Annotated in this window: 15 protein-coding genes and 1 pseudogene; 10 read left to right on the forward strand and 6 right to left on the reverse strand. The window is 70.0% G+C overall.

What is annotated here, in order from left to right:
- Positions 1 to 261: pseudogene (locus tag ABZ795_RS26905) on the reverse strand (hypothetical protein); the annotation flags it as partial.
- 535 nt (positions 262 to 796) lie between these two features.
- Here ABZ795_RS26905 and ABZ795_RS26910 point away from each other — a divergent pair.
- The 4 genes from ABZ795_RS26910 (at position 797) to mshC (ending at position 4,348) form a co-directional block, all read left to right on the forward strand.
- Positions 797 to 1,510, forward strand: coding sequence for a histidine phosphatase family protein (locus tag ABZ795_RS26910; protein ID WP_357532387.1), 714 nt, complete (start codon positions 797 to 799; stop codon positions 1,508 to 1,510).
- A 135-nt stretch (positions 1,511 to 1,645) separates the two neighbouring features.
- Complete coding sequence (locus tag ABZ795_RS26915; RefSeq protein ID WP_327025533.1) at positions 1,646 to 2,221, forward strand: DUF3090 domain-containing protein; 576 nt, start codon at positions 1,646 to 1,648, stop codon at positions 2,219 to 2,221.
- On the forward strand, positions 2,218 to 3,036 hold the full coding sequence (locus tag ABZ795_RS26920; RefSeq protein WP_357532362.1) for an SCO1664 family protein: 819 nt from the start codon (positions 2,218 to 2,220) through the stop codon (positions 3,034 to 3,036). Before ABZ795_RS26915 ends, ABZ795_RS26920 begins: the two co-directional genes overlap by 4 nt.
- Positions 3,037 to 3,100: 64 nt before the next feature.
- Positions 3,101 to 4,348 carry a cysteine--1-D-myo-inosityl 2-amino-2-deoxy-alpha-D-glucopyranoside ligase gene (gene mshC, locus ABZ795_RS26925; RefSeq protein ID WP_327025535.1) on the forward strand — a complete coding sequence of 416 codons (1,248 nt, stop codon included), beginning with the start codon at positions 3,101 to 3,103 and terminating at the stop codon, positions 4,346 to 4,348.
- 53 nt (positions 4,349 to 4,401) lie between these two features.
- Here the strand turns inward: mshC and ABZ795_RS26930 are convergent, their stop codons facing one another.
- Together ABZ795_RS26930 and ABZ795_RS26935 are read right to left on the reverse strand one after the other, a co-directional pair.
- The gene (locus tag ABZ795_RS26930; protein WP_327025536.1) at positions 4,402 to 5,193 is read right to left on the reverse strand and encodes a GntR family transcriptional regulator; all 792 of its coding nucleotides are present in this window, start codon (positions 5,191 to 5,193) and stop codon (positions 4,402 to 4,404) included.
- A gap of 122 nt (positions 5,194 to 5,315) precedes the next feature.
- Positions 5,316 to 6,185, reverse strand: a complete 870-nt coding sequence (locus ABZ795_RS26935; RefSeq protein WP_357532363.1) for a PAC2 family protein — start codon at positions 6,183 to 6,185, stop codon at positions 5,316 to 5,318.
- Between the two features lie 347 nt (positions 6,186 to 6,532).
- On the opposite strand from ABZ795_RS26935, the gene metH reads away from it, so the two are divergent.
- Complete coding sequence (gene metH / locus ABZ795_RS26940) at positions 6,533 to 10,048, forward strand: methionine synthase (protein WP_357532364.1); 3,516 nt, start codon at positions 6,533 to 6,535, stop codon at positions 10,046 to 10,048.
- Positions 10,049 to 10,105: 57 nt separating this feature from the next.
- Here metH and ABZ795_RS26945 read toward each other — a convergent pair whose 3' ends face one another.
- The 3 genes from ABZ795_RS26945 to ABZ795_RS26955 all read right to left on the reverse strand — a co-directional run bounded on the left by ABZ795_RS26945 (position 10,106) and on the right by ABZ795_RS26955 (position 13,235).
- Positions 10,106 to 11,347 carry a site-specific integrase gene (locus tag ABZ795_RS26945; protein ID WP_357532365.1) on the reverse strand — a complete coding sequence of 414 codons (1,242 nt, stop codon included), beginning with the start codon at positions 11,345 to 11,347 and terminating at the stop codon, positions 10,106 to 10,108.
- Position 11,348: 1 nt separating this feature from the next.
- Positions 11,349 to 11,543 (reverse strand): helix-turn-helix domain-containing protein, encoded by a 195-nt coding sequence (locus ABZ795_RS26950; RefSeq protein ID WP_357532366.1) that lies wholly within the window; start codon positions 11,541 to 11,543, stop codon positions 11,349 to 11,351.
- A 462-nt stretch (positions 11,544 to 12,005) separates the two neighbouring features.
- On the reverse strand, positions 12,006 to 13,235 hold the full coding sequence (locus tag ABZ795_RS26955; protein WP_357532367.1) for a replication initiator: 1,230 nt from the start codon (positions 13,233 to 13,235) through the stop codon (positions 12,006 to 12,008).
- A 365-nt stretch (positions 13,236 to 13,600) separates the two neighbouring features.
- On the opposite strand from ABZ795_RS26955, the gene ABZ795_RS26960 reads away from it, so the two are divergent.
- The 5 genes from ABZ795_RS26960 (at position 13,601) to ABZ795_RS26980 (ending at position 18,542) form a co-directional block, all read left to right on the forward strand.
- Positions 13,601 to 14,371 (forward strand): hypothetical protein, encoded by a 771-nt coding sequence (locus ABZ795_RS26960; protein ID WP_357532368.1) that lies wholly within the window; start codon positions 13,601 to 13,603, stop codon positions 14,369 to 14,371.
- A 506-nt stretch (positions 14,372 to 14,877) separates the two neighbouring features.
- The gene (locus ABZ795_RS26965) at positions 14,878 to 15,456 is read left to right on the forward strand and encodes a hypothetical protein (protein WP_357532369.1); all 579 of its coding nucleotides are present in this window, start codon (positions 14,878 to 14,880) and stop codon (positions 15,454 to 15,456) included.
- Between the two features lie 360 nt (positions 15,457 to 15,816).
- Positions 15,817 to 16,914, forward strand: coding sequence for an ionic transporter y4hA (locus ABZ795_RS26970; RefSeq protein ID WP_357532370.1), 1,098 nt, complete (start codon positions 15,817 to 15,819; stop codon positions 16,912 to 16,914).
- A 142-nt stretch (positions 16,915 to 17,056) separates the two neighbouring features.
- Complete coding sequence (locus tag ABZ795_RS26975) at positions 17,057 to 17,797, forward strand: neutral zinc metallopeptidase (RefSeq protein ID WP_327025541.1); 741 nt, start codon at positions 17,057 to 17,059, stop codon at positions 17,795 to 17,797.
- Positions 17,798 to 17,894: 97 nt separating this feature from the next.
- Positions 17,895 to 18,542 carry an HAD family phosphatase gene (locus ABZ795_RS26980; protein WP_357532388.1) on the forward strand — a complete coding sequence of 216 codons (648 nt, stop codon included), beginning with the start codon at positions 17,895 to 17,897 and terminating at the stop codon, positions 18,540 to 18,542.
- Positions 18,543 to 18,647 lie beyond the last annotated feature (105 nt).

The following is an 18,647-nucleotide window of genomic DNA, read 5'->3' on the forward strand; positions in this document are numbered from 1 at the left end:
CTTGGTGGCGGCGATGATCGCCTTGGTGTTGGCGACCTGCTCGTCGTCCAGGTCGATGCGGGACTGGTTGCCCTGCACACCGTGGGGGATCAGCTCGGTGGTGTCGGGCTTCTCCGCCTGGGCGGCCGTGGCCGTGGTGGCGGTGGTCGGAGTCGGTTCGGTGGTGTCGGCGGTGCCGTAATTGAGCGGGCCGGCGGCCAGGCCACCGGCGACGGTCAAACCGGCGAGGGCCAGGACGCTCTTACGCAGCATGGTGTTCATGGCGAAGCTCCATTCGGGGGGTCGGGCGTCGCCGACGCGAAGGGGGATCGGCGGGCGACACCAGCGCCGTCATGGCGCACAGAGCAGGACAGCGGGATCTGCGGCGGCGGACCGAGGGGTCTTCGCGGCACCGGATCAGGTGCAACGACCTGCCGGGGCGGGTCATTCCCGCAGGTCGTAGGCGCTCGCGGCCGAGATAGGGCGGGCGGTCACCGGCGGCGGCGAGGGGAAGGTACCGCATGGGGTGCGGTGACCGCTGCCGCTTGCGTGGCCCTACTTGCTCGGCCACCGATTTCAACGCCGGGCACCCGCCCGGCATTCCGCCGAGCCGACCCGACGAATCCGGCACCACGCCCGAACGGTCCACCCGATACCAGGGCCCCAAACCCGGCAACCTCGCAGTCAGGTGGACAGGGCTCAAACCCCCCGGACGGTACGACCGGGCGCGGGAAACCCACGAGCGACCTGACCGGGTACGGCGGTGCCAATGGTGCCGACGGTGTGGGAGACCACCGGTGAGCGTCGGCGGCCTAGGGTGGGGTACGTGGCGACACTTCTGCTTCTGCGGCACGGACGCACCACCGCGAACGCCGATGGTGGACTGGCCGGCCGCCAACCGGTCGATCTCGACGAGACCGGTCAGGCTCAGGCCACCGCGGTGGGTGAGCGGCTTCGGGTACTGCCCCTGGCGGCCGTGGTGAGCAGCCCCCTGGTCCGCTGTCGGCGCACCCTGGAACTGGCCCTGCCGCAGGTCTCGCCGGTGCTCGAGGAAGGGCTCATCGAGTGCGGGTACGGCACCTGGGAGGGGCAGCCGCTGAAGAAGCTGGCCAAGGAGCCGCTCTGGCCGGTGGTGCAGCAGCATCCCAGCGCGGCGGTCTTCCCGCAGGGGGAGGCGATGGCCCAGATGGCGGCTCGCGCCGTCGCCACGGTACGCGACTGGGACGCCCGGGTGACCGCCGAGCACGGCCCCGAGGCGGTCTGGTTGGCGTGCAGCCACGGCGATGTGATCAAGGCGATCGTGGCGGACGCTCTCGGCGTACACCTTGATTTTTTTCAGCGGATCGTGGTGGACCCGGCGTCGGTGACCGCGATCCGGTACACCCCGCTGCGTCCGTTCCTGTTGCGCCTCAACGATGTCGGCGGAGACCTGGCCGGGCTGGTCCCGCCGCAGCGTAAGCGGCGTCGGCGGACCAGCCGACCCACCGACTCGGACGCCGCGGTCGGCGGTGGCGCCGGAGGCGGCCGGTGAACCGCCCGCCCCGCCCCGGTGACCGGCCGAGGAACCGGGGCGGGGCGGGCGGGCCGCCAGGCGGGTCGGGGAGCGTACCGGAAATCGGGTCGGTGGGGTGCGCGGTGCCTGGGGCCGCCGGATAGGGTCGTGGGTATGACGCACCAGGTGCACGCCTTCGAGCCGCCGGAGCGGTTCGTCGCCGGGACCGTCGGGCCGCCGGGGGAGCGCACGTTCTTCCTCCAGGCGCGCGGCGGCGGCCGGCTGGTCAGCGTCGCGTTGGAGAAGGTCCAGGTCTCCCTGCTGGCCGAGAAGTTGGAGGAGCTGCTCACCGAGGCGCAGCGCCGGTTCGGGGTGGAGCTACCCGAGGCGCCGGCCTCGATCGGCGACAACGAGCCGCTGGAGACCCCGGTCGACGAGGAGTTCCGGGTCGGCACCCTGGGTCTCGCCTTCGATGCGGACACGGCCACCGTGGTGATCGAGGCGATCGCGGTCGGTGAACCCGAGGCCGAGGCGGAGTTGGGGGAGTCCGAGGAGGACGAGCCGGAGGACGTCGAGCCCGACGAGGACCTCGACCGGCTCCGGGTGCGGCTGACCCCGGAGGCGACCCGCGAGTTCATCGAACGGGCCCGGCGGGTGGTCAACGCCGGTCGTCCACCCTGCCCCCTCTGCGGCCAGCCGCTCGACCCGGCGGGCCATCTCTGCCCCCGAAACAACGGCTATCACCGGTGACCTCGTCCGGCGTGACCCCCCGACAGGACGGTGGCGCCGCGTTGCGTCTGCTGCGCGACGGTGAACTGACCGTCGAAGGGCGACTGGTCGACGCCTCCAACACCACCCTGCGGGCCGTGCTCAGTCTCGACGACGTCACCGCCCGCTGCGTGTACAAGCCGGTGCGCGGCGAGCGTCCGTTGTGGGACTTCCCGGACGGGACCCTGGCCGGCCGGGAGGTCGCCGCCTACCTGGTGTCGGCGGCCACCGGCTGGGATCTGGTGCCGCCGACCGTGCTGCGGGACGGGCCCTTCGGGCCGGGCTCCTGTCAGCTGTGGATCGACGAACCCGACGAGGTCGAACCCCTGGTCGGGTTCGTGCCGGCCGACGCCGTACCACCCCGGTGGATCCCGGTCGCCGCGGCCCGTGACGACGACGGCACCCCGTACGCCCTGGCCCACGCCGACGACCCCCGGCTAGCCCGGCTGGCCGTCCTCGACGCGGTGATCAACAACGCGGACCGTAAGGGCGGGCACGTCCTGGTCGGTCCCGAGGACCGGATCTACGGGGTCGACCACGGGGTCAGCTTCCACGTCGAGGAGAAGCTGCGTACGGTGCTCTGGGGCTGGGCCGGGCGGTCCCTGCCGGCGGACGCCGTCGAGGTGCTCGATCGGCTGGCCGGTCAACTACGTGGCCCCCTCGGCGCCGAACTCGCCGAACACCTCACCCTCAGTGAGATCGCCGAACTGGCGGCCCGGGTCGACCGACTGTGCCGGCACGGTTGTTTTCCGCAGCCCTCCCGGGACTGGCCGGCGGTGCCGTGGCCCCCGCTGTGAGCTGAGGTGTTGATCACCCCCGGCTGGACGTGGGCGGGACTCCGGTCTGGTTAGGCTGACGGTCATGGAGTCTTGGGTGGGGCACGAGGTGCCGCGTTTGCCGGGCAGGAGCAGGGCGCTGAGGTTGTACGACACGGCTCGGCAGGCCGTGCACCCGACCGAACCGTCGGGCCCGGCGACCATGTACGTCTGCGGCATCACCCCGTACGACGCCACCCACCTGGGCCACGCCGCCACCATGATCACGTTCGACCTGGTGCAGCGGATGTGGCGGGACGCCGGCCACGAGGTGCGGTACGTGCAGAACGTCACCGACATCGACGACCCCCTGCTGGAACGCGCCGAGCGGGACGGCGAGGACTGGAAGGTCCTGGCCATGCGGGAGACCGCCCTGTTCCGGGAGGACATGGAGGCGCTGCGGATCATCCCACCGGCGCACTACGTCGGTGCGGTCGAGTCGATCCCGGAGATCGCCGAGAAGGTGCTGGAACTGCTCAAGGACGACGCCGCGTACACCCTGGAGGACGGCACCGGCGACGTCTACTTCGACATCACGGCCGCCCCCCGGTTCGGCTACGAGTCCAACCTGTCCCGGGCCGAGATGCTGGAACTCTTCCCGGAGCGCGGCGGCGACCCCGACCGGGCCGGCAAGCGCGACCCCCTGGACCCGCTGCTGTGGCGGGGGGCCCGCGAGGGCGAACCCTCCTGGCCCGGTGGGGACCTGGGCCAGGGTCGGCCGGGCTGGCACATCGAGTGCACCGTGATCGCCCTGGCGCTGCTCGGCAACACCGTCGACGTGCAGGGCGGCGGCAACGACCTGATCTTCCCGCACCACGAGTGTTCCGCCGCGCACGCCGAGCGGCTGACCGCGGCGGCGCCCTTCGCCCGGCACTACGTGCACGCCGGCATGATCGGCCTGGACGGCGAGAAGATGTCCAAGTCGCTGGGCAACCTGGTCTTCGTCTCCCGGCTGCGCGCCGACAAGGTGGACCCGATGGCGGTACGCCTGGCGTTGCTCTCCGGCCACTACCGGGCCGACCGGTCGTGGACCGATGACCTGCTGACCACCGCCTACCAGCGCCTGGACCGTTGGCGGCAGGCCGCCGCCGCACCCGCCGGCCCGTCCGGGGAGGCCTTCCTGGCCGCCGTACGCGACCGCCTCACCGACGACCTCGACTCGCCCGGTGCCCTCCGACTGGCCGACGAGTGGGCCGACCGGACCCTGGCCGCCCCGGCGGACCCCTCCGCCGACCCCACCGCCCCCGCCCTCTTCGCCACCACCCTGGACGCCCTCCTCGGCATCCACCTCTGAGCCCCACCCGCACGCCCGCACCCCTCAGGTGGGGGTGCGCGAGGGTGGGGAGGTCAGCCCAGGACGAGACCGGGGTCGGGGTCCGGGTCTGGGGTGGGGGCGGGGATCTTGTACTCCTCGGTGAGGGTGGTTACCGGGCCGGGCCAGGTGGCCTGGGCTACCTCGATGGGTTTGCGGTGGGCGTCGTAGGCCACGTGCAGCAGGTGCAGGACCGGGGTGTCGGGGCGGATCTGGAGGGTTTCCGCCTCCTCCCGGCTGGGCTGGCGGGCGGTGATCGTGTCGGTGGCGGTCGCGTACCGCCGTCCGGTGGCCTCCTCGGCCTCCTGGTAGAGGGGGCGGCCGAAGGCCTCGGCGCGTTCCAGGGTGGTGCCGGCGGTGTCCGCGGGTAGGAACCAGGAGGCCCCGACCTCGACCGGGGAGTCCTCGGTCCGCACCAGGTGGCGGCGGCAGAGCAGTTCGGTGCCGTCCGGTACGCCGAAGGCGTCCGCCACCTCCGGTGGGGCGGGGGAGCGGCCGACGGAGACGAGTTGTTGGCGGTACCGGGCGGCCAGATCGGTGTGGTAGCCGCGGAAGCCGCCGTAGCGCCCCCGGGACAGCCGGTTGAGTCGCCGCCGGGTGCCCCGGACGTACGTACCGGAGCCGGGTTTGGTGATCAGGATTCCCTCGACCCGCAGCTGGTCGACGGCGCGTTGCACGGTCTGCTTGGCCACCCCGAACATCTCCGCGATGGCCGGGATGGACGGTAGCCGCTCACCCGGCCCCCAGTCTCCGCGCCGGATCTGTGTCTTGAGCTGCGCGGCGATCTGTCGGTGCGGAAACTCCGCCGCCCCCGGGTTGATCTGCATCCGGACCCCCTATCAGCTAGGTTCCTAGGATGCCCTACGCAGGGTGACCCTCGCCACCCCTGTCGGTGAATACAAAAGTAGGCCCCGGGCGATGTCGCCCGGGGCCTACGAAAACGGTGTGGTTACCAGGAGCCGGCGGTGGGGCCGGCGGAGCCGCCTCGGCGGCGCAGGTACTTCTCGAACTCCTGGGCGATCTCGTCCCCGGTCAACGGGGTGATGCCGGCGTCGCCGACCCGTTCCTCCAGCTCACGGACGTACTCGCCGAGTTCGGCGTCCTGCTCGGCGGCGCTGCGTACCCGCTGCTCCCACTCGGCGGCCTCCTCGGCCAGGTCGGCCATCGGCACCGGCAGGTCGACCACCTCCTCTACCCGGTGCAGCAGGGCCAGAGTCGCCTTGGGGCAGGGCGGATTGTTGGCGTAGTGCGGCACGTGCACCCAGAAGGACACCGCGTCGACCTCGGCGCGGGTGCAGGCGTCGTGCAGCACCCCGACGATGCCGGTCGGCCCGTCGTACCGGGTGGGAGTCAGTTGGTAGCGCTTCGCGGCGTCGGCGTCGGAGGCGCTGCCGCTGATCGGCAGCGGTCGGGTGTACGGGACGTCGGCCAGCAGCGCGCCGAGCAGCACCACCCGCTCGACCTCAAGGCTGTGGCAGATCTCCAGCACCTGTTCGCAGAAGGTGCGCCAGCGCATGCTCGGCTCGATGCCGCGGATGAGCACCACGTCCCGTTCGGTGCCGGACGGGCTGGCCACCGCGAAGCGGGTCGTCGGCCATTCCACCCGCCGGGTGGCCCCGTCGGACATCGTGATGGTGGGCCGGCTGACCTGGAAGTCGTAGAAGTCCTCCGGGTCGAGTTCGGTGATCGGCCTGGCCTGCCACACCTGTTCCAGGTGCTCGACTGCGGCGGTCGAGGCGTCGGCGGCGTCGTTCCAGCCTTCGAAGGCGGCGATGGCCACCGGAGACCGCAGCACCGGCAGCCCGTCGAATTCGGTCACGCCGTCACCTCACCCCGCGCGTCACCGGCGCCACGGGAATCGGCCCCGATCGTTCGCCAGTCGTGCATGGTGATGTCGCTGTAGTCCCTCACATCAGTCAGCCTACGTGCCGTGTCCGGATGGGGCCCGTCGGCCGCGCCGGATCGCGACCGACACCCGTGCGGCGGCCGGAGTCAGGGGGATCACGAATGCCGGTGACGTGGAACCGACAGGCACTGCGCGACCTGCACCGGTGACCGGTCTAATCAGCATATAACCCTAGAATAGGACAGGAGCCATCGATGGCACGATGTGGGATTGCGCGGCGCAGGGGTTCAGTTCATACCGGAGCGGACTAACCTGACAGCGTGCGGAATTCGTTACTCGACGCGCTGGCAGACCGGATCCTCATCGCCGACGGGGCGATGGGGACGATGCTCCAGGCCGCCGACCTGACCCTGGACGATTTCGACGGCCTCGAAGGCTGCAACGAGATCCTCAACGTCACCCGACCGGATGTGGTGCGCGAGGTGCACGAGGCCTACCTCGCCGCCGGTGCGGACTGCGTGGAGACGAACACCTTCGGCGCCAACCTGGCCAACCTGGCCGAGTACGACATCCAGCACCGCATCCGAGAGCTGTCGGCGGCCGGTGCCCGCATCGCCCGGGAGGCCGCCGAGGCCTACTCGACCGCCCAGCGCCCCCGGTTCGTGCTCGGCTCGATCGGCCCCGGCACCAAGCTGCCCACCCTGGGGCACGCCGCCTACGCCACCCTGCGGGACGCCTACCAGGAGAACGCCGCCGGTCTGATCGAGGGCGGCGCGGACGCCCTGATCGTGGAGACCTGCCAGGACCTGCTCCAGGTCAAGGCGGCGGTGGTCGGCTCCCAGCGGGCCATGGTCGAGGTGGGCCGCAAGGTCCCGCTGATCTGTCACGTCACGGTGGAGACCACCGGCACCATGCTGCTCGGCAGCGAGATCGGCGCGGCACTGACCGCGATCGAACCCCTCGGGATCGACCTGATCGGGTTGAACTGCGCCACCGGCCCGGCGGAGATGAGCGAGCACCTGCGCTATCTCTCCCAGCACGCCCAGGTGCCGCTGTCGGTGATGCCCAACGCCGGGCTGCCGCAGCTCACCGCCGACGGCGCGGTCTACCCGCTGACCCCGGTGGAGCTGGCCGACGCCATGGAACGCTTCGTCACCGAGTACGGGGTCTCCCTGATCGGTGGCTGTTGCGGCACCACCCCGGAGCACATCCGGGTGCTCACCGAGCGGCTGGGCGGTACTCGGCCGGGCCGGCGCGAGCCGCGCACCGATTCCGGGGTCTCCTCGATCTACCACCACGTGCCGTTCGCCCAGGACGCCAGCGTGCTGATGGTGGGGGAGCGGACCAACGCCAACGGTTCGAAGGCGTTCCGGGAGGCGATGCTCGCCGCCGACTGGCAGGCCTGCGTGGAGATCGCCCGGAGCCAGGCCCGCGACGGCTCCCACCTGCTGGACCTCTGTGTCGACTACGTCGGCCGGGACGGCACGGCCGACATGCGGGAGCTGGCCGGCCGGTTCGCCACCGCCTCCACCCTGCCGATCATGCTCGACTCGACCGAGCCGGCGGTGATCGAGGCCGGGCTGGAGATGCTCGGTGGCCGGTGCGTGGTCAACTCGGTCAACTTCGAGGACGGTGACGGCCCCGACTCCCGGTACGCCCGGGTGATGCCGGTGGTCGCCGAGCACGGCGCCGCCGTGGTCGCGCTGCTCATCGACGAGGAGGGCCAGGCGCGTACGACGGAGTGGAAGGTCCGGGTAGCCGAGCGCCTGATCAATGACCTGACCGAGCGGTGGGGGCTGCGCCGCGCGGACATCCTCATCGACGCGCTCACCTTCCCGATCGCCACCGGGCAGGAGGAGACCCGCCGCGACGGCATCGAGACCATCGAGGCGATCCGGGAGATCGCCCGCCGCTGGCCCGGGGTCAACTTCACCCTGGGCATCTCGAACGTCTCCTTCGGCCTCAACCCGGCCGCCCGGCAGGTGCTCAACTCGGTCTTCCTGCACGAGTGCGTGCAGGCCGGGCTCACCTCGGCGATCGTGCACGCCAGCAAGATCCTGCCGATGGCGAAGATCCCGGAGCAGCAGCGGGAGATCGCCCTCGACCTGATCTACGACCGGCGCCGGGAGGGCTACGACCCGGTGCAGCGGTTCATCGAGATCTTCGAGGGGGTCGACGCGGCCTCCGCGCGGGCCACCCGGGCCGAGGAGCTGGCCGCCCTGCCGCTCAACGAGCGGCTCAAGCGGCGGATCATCGACGGTGAACGCAACGGCCTGGAGGCCGACCTGGACGCCGCGATGGCCGCCGGCACCGCGCCGCTGGCCATCATCAACGACATCCTGCTCGACGGGATGAAGGTCGTCGGTGAGTTGTTCGGCTCCGGGCAGATGCAGTTGCCCTTCGTGCTCCAGTCCGCCGAGGTGATGAAGACCGCGGTGGCGCACCTGGAACCCCACATGGAGAAGGCCGACGACGGCGGCAAGGGCCGCATCGTGCTGGCCACCGTCAAGGGCGACGTGCACGACATCGGCAAGAACCTGGTCGACATCATCCTGTCCAACAACGGCTACGAGGTGGTGAACATCGGCATCAAGCAGCCGATCTCCGCCATCCTCGACGCCGCCGAGCAGCATCGTGCGGACGCCATCGGCATGTCCGGCCTGCTGGTCAAGAGCACGGTCATCATGAAGGAGAACCTGGCCGAGATGGCCACGCGCGGGGTCGCGGAGCGCTGGCCGGTCCTGCTCGGTGGCGCGGCCCTGACCCGGGCGTACGTCGAGGACGACCTGCGGTCGGCGTTCCCCGGCCAGGTGCACTACGCCCGGGACGCCTTCGAGGGACTGTCCCTGATGGACCGGGTGATGACCGCCAAGCGTGGTGGCGCTCCGGTCATCGATCCCGAGCGGGAGGCGGCCCTGGCCGCCCGCCGGGCCCGCCGGGAACGGCAGCGCGCCATGGTCGCCGAGTCCCTGCCGGAGCTGACGGACACCTCGGTCCGCTCCGACGTGGCGCTCGACGTGCCGGTGCCGACCGCCCCCTTCTACGGCACCCGGGTGGTCAAGGGGGTGCCGCTGGCCGACTACGCGGCGCTGCTGGACGAGCGGGCCACCTTCATGGGCCAGTGGGGGCTGCGCGGTGCGCGGGGTGGCAAGGGCCCCTCGTACGAGGAACTGGTGGAGACCGAGGGCCGACCGAGGCTGCGCTACTGGTTGGACCGCCTGATCGCCGACCAGGTGCTGGAGGCGGCCGTGGTGTACGGCTACTTCCCGGCGTACTCCGAGGGCAACGACCTGGTGGTGCTGGACGAGAACGGGAACGCCGAGCGGGCCCGGTTCACCTTCCCACGGCAGCGGCAGGAGCGGCGGCTCTGCCTGGCCGACTTCTTCCGCCCCCGCGGCGAGGAGTTGGACGTGGTGGCGCTGCAACTGGTCACCGTGGGCCAGCCGGTCAGCGAGTACGCGGCCAAGCTGTTCGCCCGCAACGAGTACCGCGACTACCTGGAGGTGCACGGCCTGTCCGTGCAGCTCACCGAGGCCCTCGCCGAGTACTGGCACAAGCGGGTACGCGCCGAGCTGACCCTGCCCGACGGCCGTACGGTCGCCGACGAGGACCCGGCCGACCTGGCCGGCCTGCTGCGCACCGACTACCGGGGCTGCCGGTACGCGTTCGGCTACCCTGCCTGCCCCGACCTGGAGGACCGGGCGAAGATCGTGGAGTTGCTCGGCGCGGAGCGCATCGGGGTGCAACTGTCCGAGGAGTTCCAGCTCATGCCGGAGCAGGCCACCGACGCCATCGTCGTCCACCACCCGGAGGCGAGCTACTTCAACGCCAAGTGATGACCGCAGGTGCCGTGACCTGCACTTCCGGCACCTGCGGTAGGCGTTGAACCATGATCATGCCGTCCCCAGGCCGTCACGGGCGTCCGAACCGTCGTCGTCGGCCTGGTCCTCACCGAACGCCTTGTCGATGGCGCGGCGGGTGCGGTCCTCACTGGTGGGCAACAGGTGGGTGTAGGTCCGCAGGGTGAATCCGGGGTCGGCGTGGCCCAAGTACGTCGACAGGGCCTTGATGCTCTCCCCGGCATCCAGGAGAACCGAGGCGTAGGTGTGCCGCAGGACGTGCATCCCGTTGCGCCGGTCGTCCGGGATGCCGGTGGCCCGGATCGCGTGCTTCCAGACGCCAGGATTGAACTTCGAACGGCTGAGCGGCAGGCCGTCCGCGCTGCTCAGGTAGAGCGTGACCGACGTCGGGTCGCCGGTCGGAGTTGCCCAGGGCAAGGCGACCTCTACCGGCGGGTACTGCTCGGCATGTTCGGCCAGGCGGCGCGACACCGAGGCCGGGAGGGGAACCTCCCGAGTCTTGCCGCCTTTGGGTGGGGCGAAAATGAGTGCCCCACGTACGAGCTTCACCTGTCGGACGACGTGGAGAACGGGCCGTGTCGGGTCTAGGTCGGCGGGGCTCACGCCGAAGATCTCTCCCTGCCGCATGCCGCAGCCCGCGCCCAGGTCGACGCTGACCCGGTAGCGGTCCGGCATCTTCGCGCGAAACGCGGTGAGCTGGTCGACGGACCAGGGCTGCAACTTGTTGGGAACGTGGCGGGGACGCTGGACGCTCTTGGCCGCGAACGGGTTGCTGACGATCTTCCTGTCGTCCACCGCAGCGTTCAGGATCATTGACACGTCGCTGAATAGAACCCGACGGTAGCCGGCTGAAAGTCCCTTCTCCTGTAGCCCGCGTGCCCAACTCCGGATCGTCGCCGGCTGAATCGACGCCATCGCCATGTTGCCAAGCACCGGGTAGACGTGCAGCCGGAGTTCGTACTCGATGCGGTCGTGGGTCAGTACGTCGGTGGTCGCTGCGGCGAGCCATTCGTCGGCGTACTGCTTGAAGGTGGTGCGGCCGGCGTCGGGATCGACGTAGGTTCCCTTGAGGATGTCGGCCTGGACGTTGGCGAGGAAAGCCTGTGCCTCGCGTTTCTTCCGGTCCGGGAAGGACTGCGACTTCTCCTTACCGTCGGGAGCGATGTAGCGGACCCGGTAGCGCATTCCCTGTCCGCATTCCGGCTTGGGTTCCTGCCGGGTTTTGCCGTCGGGGCCGACGATGCTGCGGTACCAGCGGTCAACGATGTGGGCCATGTCAGGCCGCCTTGGACTGCTCGGCGAACCAGGCGCGCACCACGTCGGGGTCGTAGCGTAGGTGCCGGCCGACGCGGGCGGCGCGTGGGCCGTACTTGCGTTTGCGCCACTGGTAGAGCGTCTGAACGGGGACCCGCAGGTAGGCGGATACGTCTTCGATTTCCCAGAGCGGTTCCGGGGTGGTGGGTGGGGTCATCTCGGCTCCTTTCGGTAGATCGTGAATTCGTGCGTATGGTCGGCTTCATGACCACGGACGAAGATCGGCATGGCCTGGCAGAACAGCTCGCAGCGTTGCCCGTTCGTGAGCTTGTCGATGTCATGCGGCAGGTTCTGCCGCTACACCGAGGACGGGCACGGGTTGCGAACGACCTTGGTCTTGGCGACGGCGACGACCGACGAGGGAGAGCGCGGGGATATTGACCTTGAGCTGGTCGCGTGGCCGGACCGCGACTACTACGAGGGCGGACTCGGACCCGACCAAGGGCTCTGGGAGGACGGCCGTTGCGCCAAGTGCCGTACCAACATCACCTCGAACGCCAAGCGAGGGTTCTGTCCTGTCTGCGGCGCAAGGTGCTCTCTGACTTGAGAGGTTGTGCTGGAGATTCGTGCTCTGTGGAGTTGTCAAGGAACGGGTTCACGGGTCGTTGACACGTACGTGTCAAGCGGCCAGGGGTTGGGCGGCGGTCCGGTGGTGGTCCGCCTGCTCGTCGGCCAGGGCGTCGAGTCCGGCAAGGTGTCGGGCGCGGGCCATGGCGGCGGCGGTGTTGGCGAGTAGGGCGTCTCCGGTGGTGATCCAGCCGGTGGCTTGGTAGCCGAGTTCGTAGATGACGCGTTCGGCTTGTTCGTCGTCCCAGGTGTGGGGGTGGCCTTCGGTGCGTCGCCAGATGGTGCGCTGCATGCGGAGGAAGCCGAGGGTGACGGAGAAGGCGCGGCTTTTGGTGGTGATGTGGCCGCCGTAGCCGAACTGGTGTGCCCATCGGCGTAGCCGCTGGTAGTCGGGGTGTTCGCCGAGGTCCCAGCAGGCCCGGATGAGTCGCCCAAGGTGGGTGGTCGGGTCGCCGTGGATTTCCACGGACAGGTCGTCGACGCGGCGCAGGTTCAGGCCGGTGACCTCGGTGCTTTTGGTGACGTACTTGGCGATGTAGCCGGTGATCTGGGCGAGGTTGACCTCTCCGCCGGGGGCGTTGACGTGTTTGATGTCCAGGCCCTTGTCACCCCAGGCGATCCGCCATCCGTGCCCGTCGTTGGCCGGGTGCGGGTTGGAGGTGTAGGCGGTCTTGACGAACGCGGCCTGGACGGCGTCGGCGAACATGTCGCGGGTGATCACGGGTGGGGGTGGGACGATCGCGCCGGGGCAGTCGGGGTTCTCGCCGTCGAGGCGGATCAGGGCGTGGTAGTGCACGACGCCGCGTACCTGGAATTCGTAGACCTTGATGTAGCGGCGGCATAGCTCGACGCCGTGGGCACGGCCGAGGCGGCGTAGTTCGCGGTCGACTTGTTGGATGGTGCGGCGCCACAGTTCGGGCGCTTCGTGGTTCCACACGACCTGGCCAGCGTGGTCGTAGCAGTCCAGACACAGCGGCTGTCCGAGCTGGCTGTCGCCGGCCTTGTGCCGGTTGCCGCAGCGCAGTTCGTGGCCGTGGGGGCAGGTGCGGCCGAACGGGTGGCAGACGGCGGGTCGGCAGGTGCAGCCGTCCTTGCGTCGGCAGTCGGCGGCGTGGACCTTGACCACCCGGTGATGCACCGGCCCGAAGGACGGCGCGGTGGCGGTCAGGAAGATGGCGATGTGTTCGTGCAGCGGGGGGAGTCCCCACGCTGCCGGCCCGCCGCCGCGCCTCTGGCCTTCGGCCGCCAGCGCGACGGTTCCAGCCCGCCGGCGGCGCGACATACGACGAAGCCCCAGGCCGCCATGGTCAATGGCAGATCCGGGGCTCCATGTAGACCAGTCACAAGAGCAGTGCCTCCGGCGGGGCGCTCGGGCACTCTGGGATGGTTGGGGCCACCCCGACAACCTTCGTCCGGGCGAGCCGAGTGGGTGGGGCTTGCCTGGTCAAGGTCGTTCAGCCGCTGGGTGCTCCACCTTGACCAGGCAGGCCCCACCCACTCCACAGAGTGCGGACGAAGGCCGACGGGATGGCTAGGGCAGCAAGGGGGGGCGGGCGGTGAGTGGTGGCCGGAAATGCGATCTTGCTGTCATCGAGCCCTGCTCTGAGGTCGTAGCCTTGTGTCGTACCTCGGTGACATTCTGTGGCGATGACGACGACACCCAAGCCTCGCGCCGAGGGCGCTGGCGAGCGAAGGAATCTCCCTCCCGCGATGCTGGCCGCTCTCTGGACTGTTAGCAACGGCCAGTGCTACGCCCCGAACTGCCCCATGCCGGTCGTGCTGGAGGTCCGGCCCGGTGTGTATCAGAAGAACTCGCAGGTCGCTCACATCTATGGCGTGAAGCCGAAGGCCGCTCGGTTCCAGGGGGACATGCCACCTGAGGAGCGTGACTCGTTTGCCAACCTCCTCCTGCTCTGTTTGGCGCATCACGAGGAGGTAGACGGCGACGAGAGCCGGTATACGCCCGAGGTGCTGAAGTCCTGGAAAGCTCGCCACGAGGGCGAGGCGGGTGCAGTGCTTGCCAGATTGCGTGTGCCCGACGCTGAGACGCTCGGCAAGGTGCTGACGGAACTGGCTGAACCCCCATTGAAGCGGCTTGAGGCCGTGACCAAGCGCTTGGAGGAGACCGGTGTCGCGAATGCCGAGACCGTTGTGGAGTTGAAGGGCATCATCACGACCCTCTCGGCGGCTGGAGGTGGCGTGAGCGCCCAGACGGCGCGATCCCTTGCCTATGCGGCAGAAGTGCTCGGCGGGGGCGACTTTGACAGCAGCGCCAGGGCCGCTGCGTATGCAGCCGAGGTCTTTGGGGCCAGCGGCTTCGACCGCAGTGCCCGTGCTGCGGCCGCAGCCGCCGAGACCTTGCCGCACCTAGTGGAGAGGCTGGAGCAAGCGGCCAGGCGGATGAGTCAGTTCTACTAGCTAGCCGCCGGACGCGCCGGATCGTTCGGGAGCGACAAGACCGTCGGGTACAGACTCGGGTACAACCGAGAGCAACCAACGGCGACCAGCCTTGGCAAAGCGTCGGTAGGCCCCGCGCTGGTCGGAGCGCCGATCGGTCGGATTGATGATGTTCGGTCGCTACCGTGGGCGCATGGGGTTCAGACCCCTCGAAGCCGGCGCTTTGCATACCAAGATCATGCCGTCGCCAGGCCGTGCGAGGTGAACCAGCGGCGACCAATGCTGACCGATGATGACTGCCCGCGTCCGAGGTGGCGCGGCGTGGCGTCCGCTTTGATCGCCGATGCCTGCCAACGAGATCAATACAACGCCAAGTAGGGGCAAGGGCGTCACCGGCGCACTGTCGAGCTCAGTGCCTGACCGCACCAGGCGGTGTGGTCAGGCGTGGTCGCTGCTGTGGCTCGGGACGTCCGCGCGCGTCGATCGGATCTTCACGGCGGTCGGCGGGTCTGGCACACTCACCCGCCGTGACGATCTTTCCTGCTCGTGTGGCGCTGACCGTGGTGGCCGGTGCGGTGCTACCGGTTCTGTTGCTGACGGGCTGTGCCAGTGACGGGGTGCCGGATGCGACGGCGTCGTCTGACGCGATTCGCGCCGTGCCGGACGACCTCTGCGACCGTGTCGACTACGCGCTCGCCACGCCGGCCTTCGGCGGCGAGCCGACGCCGATTCCGCCGGTAAATGACGATCGTGGCCCCAACTTCCGGTGCGCCAAGAGTTTCTTCGAGGGGGATGAGTTCCGCGGCGGGTTCGTGTTCTTGAAGGTGCAGAGCTTTGGTGGGGTGGGCGAGGCTCGTGCCGGGTTCGAGCGTTCCGCCACGGTGACTTCGGCGGAGCCGTTCGAGGGCGGTTCGGAGATCGTCGCCGATGCGGTCCGCTATCAGCAGCTCCGGGATGATGTCAGGATCGAGATCCTGGACGCCAACGTGATCATGGAGGTTCGGCTGACAGTGGTGAGTTCGGTGAGCGACGAGCAGGCGGCGGCGATGCGGCCGACAGCGGTCCGGCTGGCGGTGCACGCGCTGGATCTGATCCGCGCCGGCTGATCATCGCCGGGCTGTTCTCGCCGAGACCGGCTGGCGGCGGCCCTTGCCCGACGGCCGTACGGCCGACGCCGACCGACCTGGCGGGCGGCGGACCGAAGTTGGCCGCTGACCCACGATCCGCCGGATGATCGACTCCGTTTCGGCGTAACGGTGGTATCGGGGACGGGCTGTAGGCGCCGTTTCGGTGAAACGGTGGGCGGCGGCTGGGCCGCCCGCCGGGCGTCGTGGTGAGCTGGATGGGCCGGGGTCGTGGTGGGCGGTGGTGGGGCGGGTCGCCGGGGGTCGTGGTGGGCCGCGCGGACGGGGGACTGTGGGGAGGCTTCGCCGTTGATGATCATGATGGCTGGCAGGATGTAGATCATGCTCGCCCTGCGCCGCACCCTGACCAGCTGGACCGTGTTCGTACCGATCGCTGCCCTGGTGGTCCTGGTACTGACCTGGGGGCAGAAGCTCGACGGCATCATGGTCGTGATCGTGGGCCTGTTCCTGGCCGGCGCGGTCCTCGCGGCCGTGCACCACGCCGAGGTGGTCGCCCACAAGGTCGGTGAGCCGTACGGATCGCTGGTGCTCGCGGTGGCGGTCACCGTGATCGAGGTGGCCCTGATCGTCACGCTGATGATCAGTGGTGGGGAGAAGACCCAGTCCCTGGCCCGGGACACGGTCTTCGCCGCCGTGATGATCACCTGCAACGGCATTCTCGGGTTGTCGTTGCTGATCGGGGCGCTGCGCCGCCGACTGGCGGTGTTCAACCCGGAGGGTACGGGTGGCGCCCTGGCCACGGTGGCCACCCTGGCCACCCTCAGTCTGGTGGTGCCGACCTTCACCACCGGGCGGTCCGGTCCGCAGTTCAGCCCGGTCCAGTTGACCTTCGCGGCAGTGGTGTCGCTGGCCCTGTACGCCCTGTTCGTGATGGTGCAGACCGGTCGGCACCGGGACTACTTCCTGCCGGTGGGCAGCGGAGGGGAGACCCTGCCGGAGGAGGTGCACGCCGACCCGCCGTCGACCCGGCAGGCGCTGATCAGTCTCGGGCTGCTGCTGGTGGCCCTGGTGGCGGTGGTCGGTGACGCCAAGTCGGTGTCCCCGGCGATCGAGGCGGGGGTGGCCGCGGTGAATCTGCCGCCGGCCTTCGTCGGGGTGATCATCGCGTTGCTGGTGCTGCTGCCGGAGACCCTGGCCGCGGCCCGTGCCGCCCGCCGGGACCGGGTGCAGATCAGCCTCAACCTGTCGCTCGGTTCGGCGATGGCCAGCATCGGCCTGACCATCCCGGCCATCGCGATCGCCTCGATCTGGCTGGAGGGGCCGCTGCTGCTCGGCCTCGGCGGTACCCAGGTCACCCTGCTGGCGTTGACCGTGGTCACCGGGGTGCTGACCGTGGTGCCGGGGCGGGCCACCCTGTTGCAGGGCGGAGTGCACCTGGTGCTGTTCGCCGCCTTCATCTTCCTCGCCGCCAGCCCGTGACGCCCCGCCGGTGCAGGGTCGCACCGCCCGTGACGCCGCGCCGGTGAACCGGGGAGGGCGGCACGGCGTACGAAACGGCGAGGGGCATGTCGGTCGTACCGTGGGGGTATGACATCCGGCATCGCCGAGGCGGGAGGATGCGGTGGCGGCAGGCGAGCGGCAGGGGCGTCGGGGGAGGTTCATCGGTCTGGCGGTGGCGCTGGTGGCCGCTGCGGCGTGCATGGTCGATCCGGTCGGCCAGCCGGGTGCGCCGACCGGGCAGCGGGAACCGGCGTCGCCGAGCGGGGAGGTGACCACCCGGGCCGACGGCACCGACACGGTCGAGGAGTTCCAGGAGGACGTGGAGACGGCCCGCCGCACCGCCGAACGCTTCTGGGCGGCGCAGTTCGAGGCGTCCGGGAGTTCGTTGCGGCCGATCCGGCGGGTGATCGCGTACCAGCGGGATGGTGAGGTGTCCTGCGGTGGGCAGGAGGTGCCCCGCAACAACGCGGTCTACTGCACGGTCAGCGACTTCATCGCGTACGACATCAACTGGTCCTTCGGGGCGTTCCGGCAGGTGGGTGACGCCTTCGTGTACTACCTGATCGGCCACGAGTACGCCCACGGGATCCAGACCCGCCTGGGGGTCCAGTACAACTTCACCATCCAGCAGGAGTTGCAGGCCGACTGCATGGCCGGGGCCTACCTGGGTGGTGCGGTGGAGGCCGGGTGGCTGACCCTCGACGAGGGTGACCTGGACGAGTTCCGTGAGGGCCTGTTGGCCGTCGGTGACGATCCCGGTCAGCCGTGGTTCGCGGAGGGTTCGCACGGCACCCCGGAGCAGCGCGCGGAGGCGTTCTTCCGGGGCTACGAGCGGTCGCTGTCGGCCTGCGGGCTCGGTTGAGAAAGGTCACCGGGTCGGGCGTACGGTGGTGCGGGGCTGACAGGATTCATCGGGTACCCGATGCGAGGAGGATCCGGTGACCAGTCACCCCGCCGCCGTGCTGTTCGACATGGACGGCACCCTGGTCGACAGCGAGCGACTGTGGGATGTGGCGTTGGCCGAGCTGGCCGAGACGTACGGGGGCAGCCTCTCGGCCGAGGCGCGGCGGGCGATCGTCGGCACCGGGATGGCGGACTCGATGCGGATCCTGCACGAGGACCTGGGTCAGCCGCACCGAGATCCGGCGGCCAGCGCGGCGTGGATCGACCGGCGGATCCTCGAACTGTTCCGTGCCGGCCTGCAGTGGCGCCCGGGTGCCCTGGCCCTGCTGGAGGCGGTACGGGCGGCCCAGGTCCCGACGGCCCTGGTCACCTCCAGCGGCCGGGCGCTGGTCGAGATCGCCCTGGACACCCTGGGCCGGTCCAGCTTCGACGTGGTGGTCTGCGGTGACGAGGTGGAGGCGACCAAGCCGCACCCGGAGCCCTATCTGACGGCGGCGCGGCTGCTCGGCGTACCGATCGACAGGTGTGTGGCGATCGAGGATTCGGTCACCGGGGTGGCCAGCGCGGTGGCCGCCGGAGCGGCGGTGCTGGCCGTGCCGGCGGAGGTGCCGTTGGCGCCCCGTGACGGCGTACATCAGGTGGAGAGCCTGCTGGCGGCGGACCTGGAGCTGCTGGCCGCCCTGCTCGCCCGCTCCGCCGCCTGACGTCTGCACTGCCGCCGTCCCAGCCGCACCTGACGCCTGCGCCGGCGGCCGCTGGATGTTAAGAAGGGCCCCCTGTACCGCACCAGGCGTTAACAGGGGGCCCTT

This window comes from Micromonospora sp. NPDC047134 (assembly GCF_040643455.1).
In the GTDB taxonomy this organism is placed as follows: domain Bacteria; phylum Actinomycetota; class Actinomycetes; order Mycobacteriales; family Micromonosporaceae; genus Micromonospora.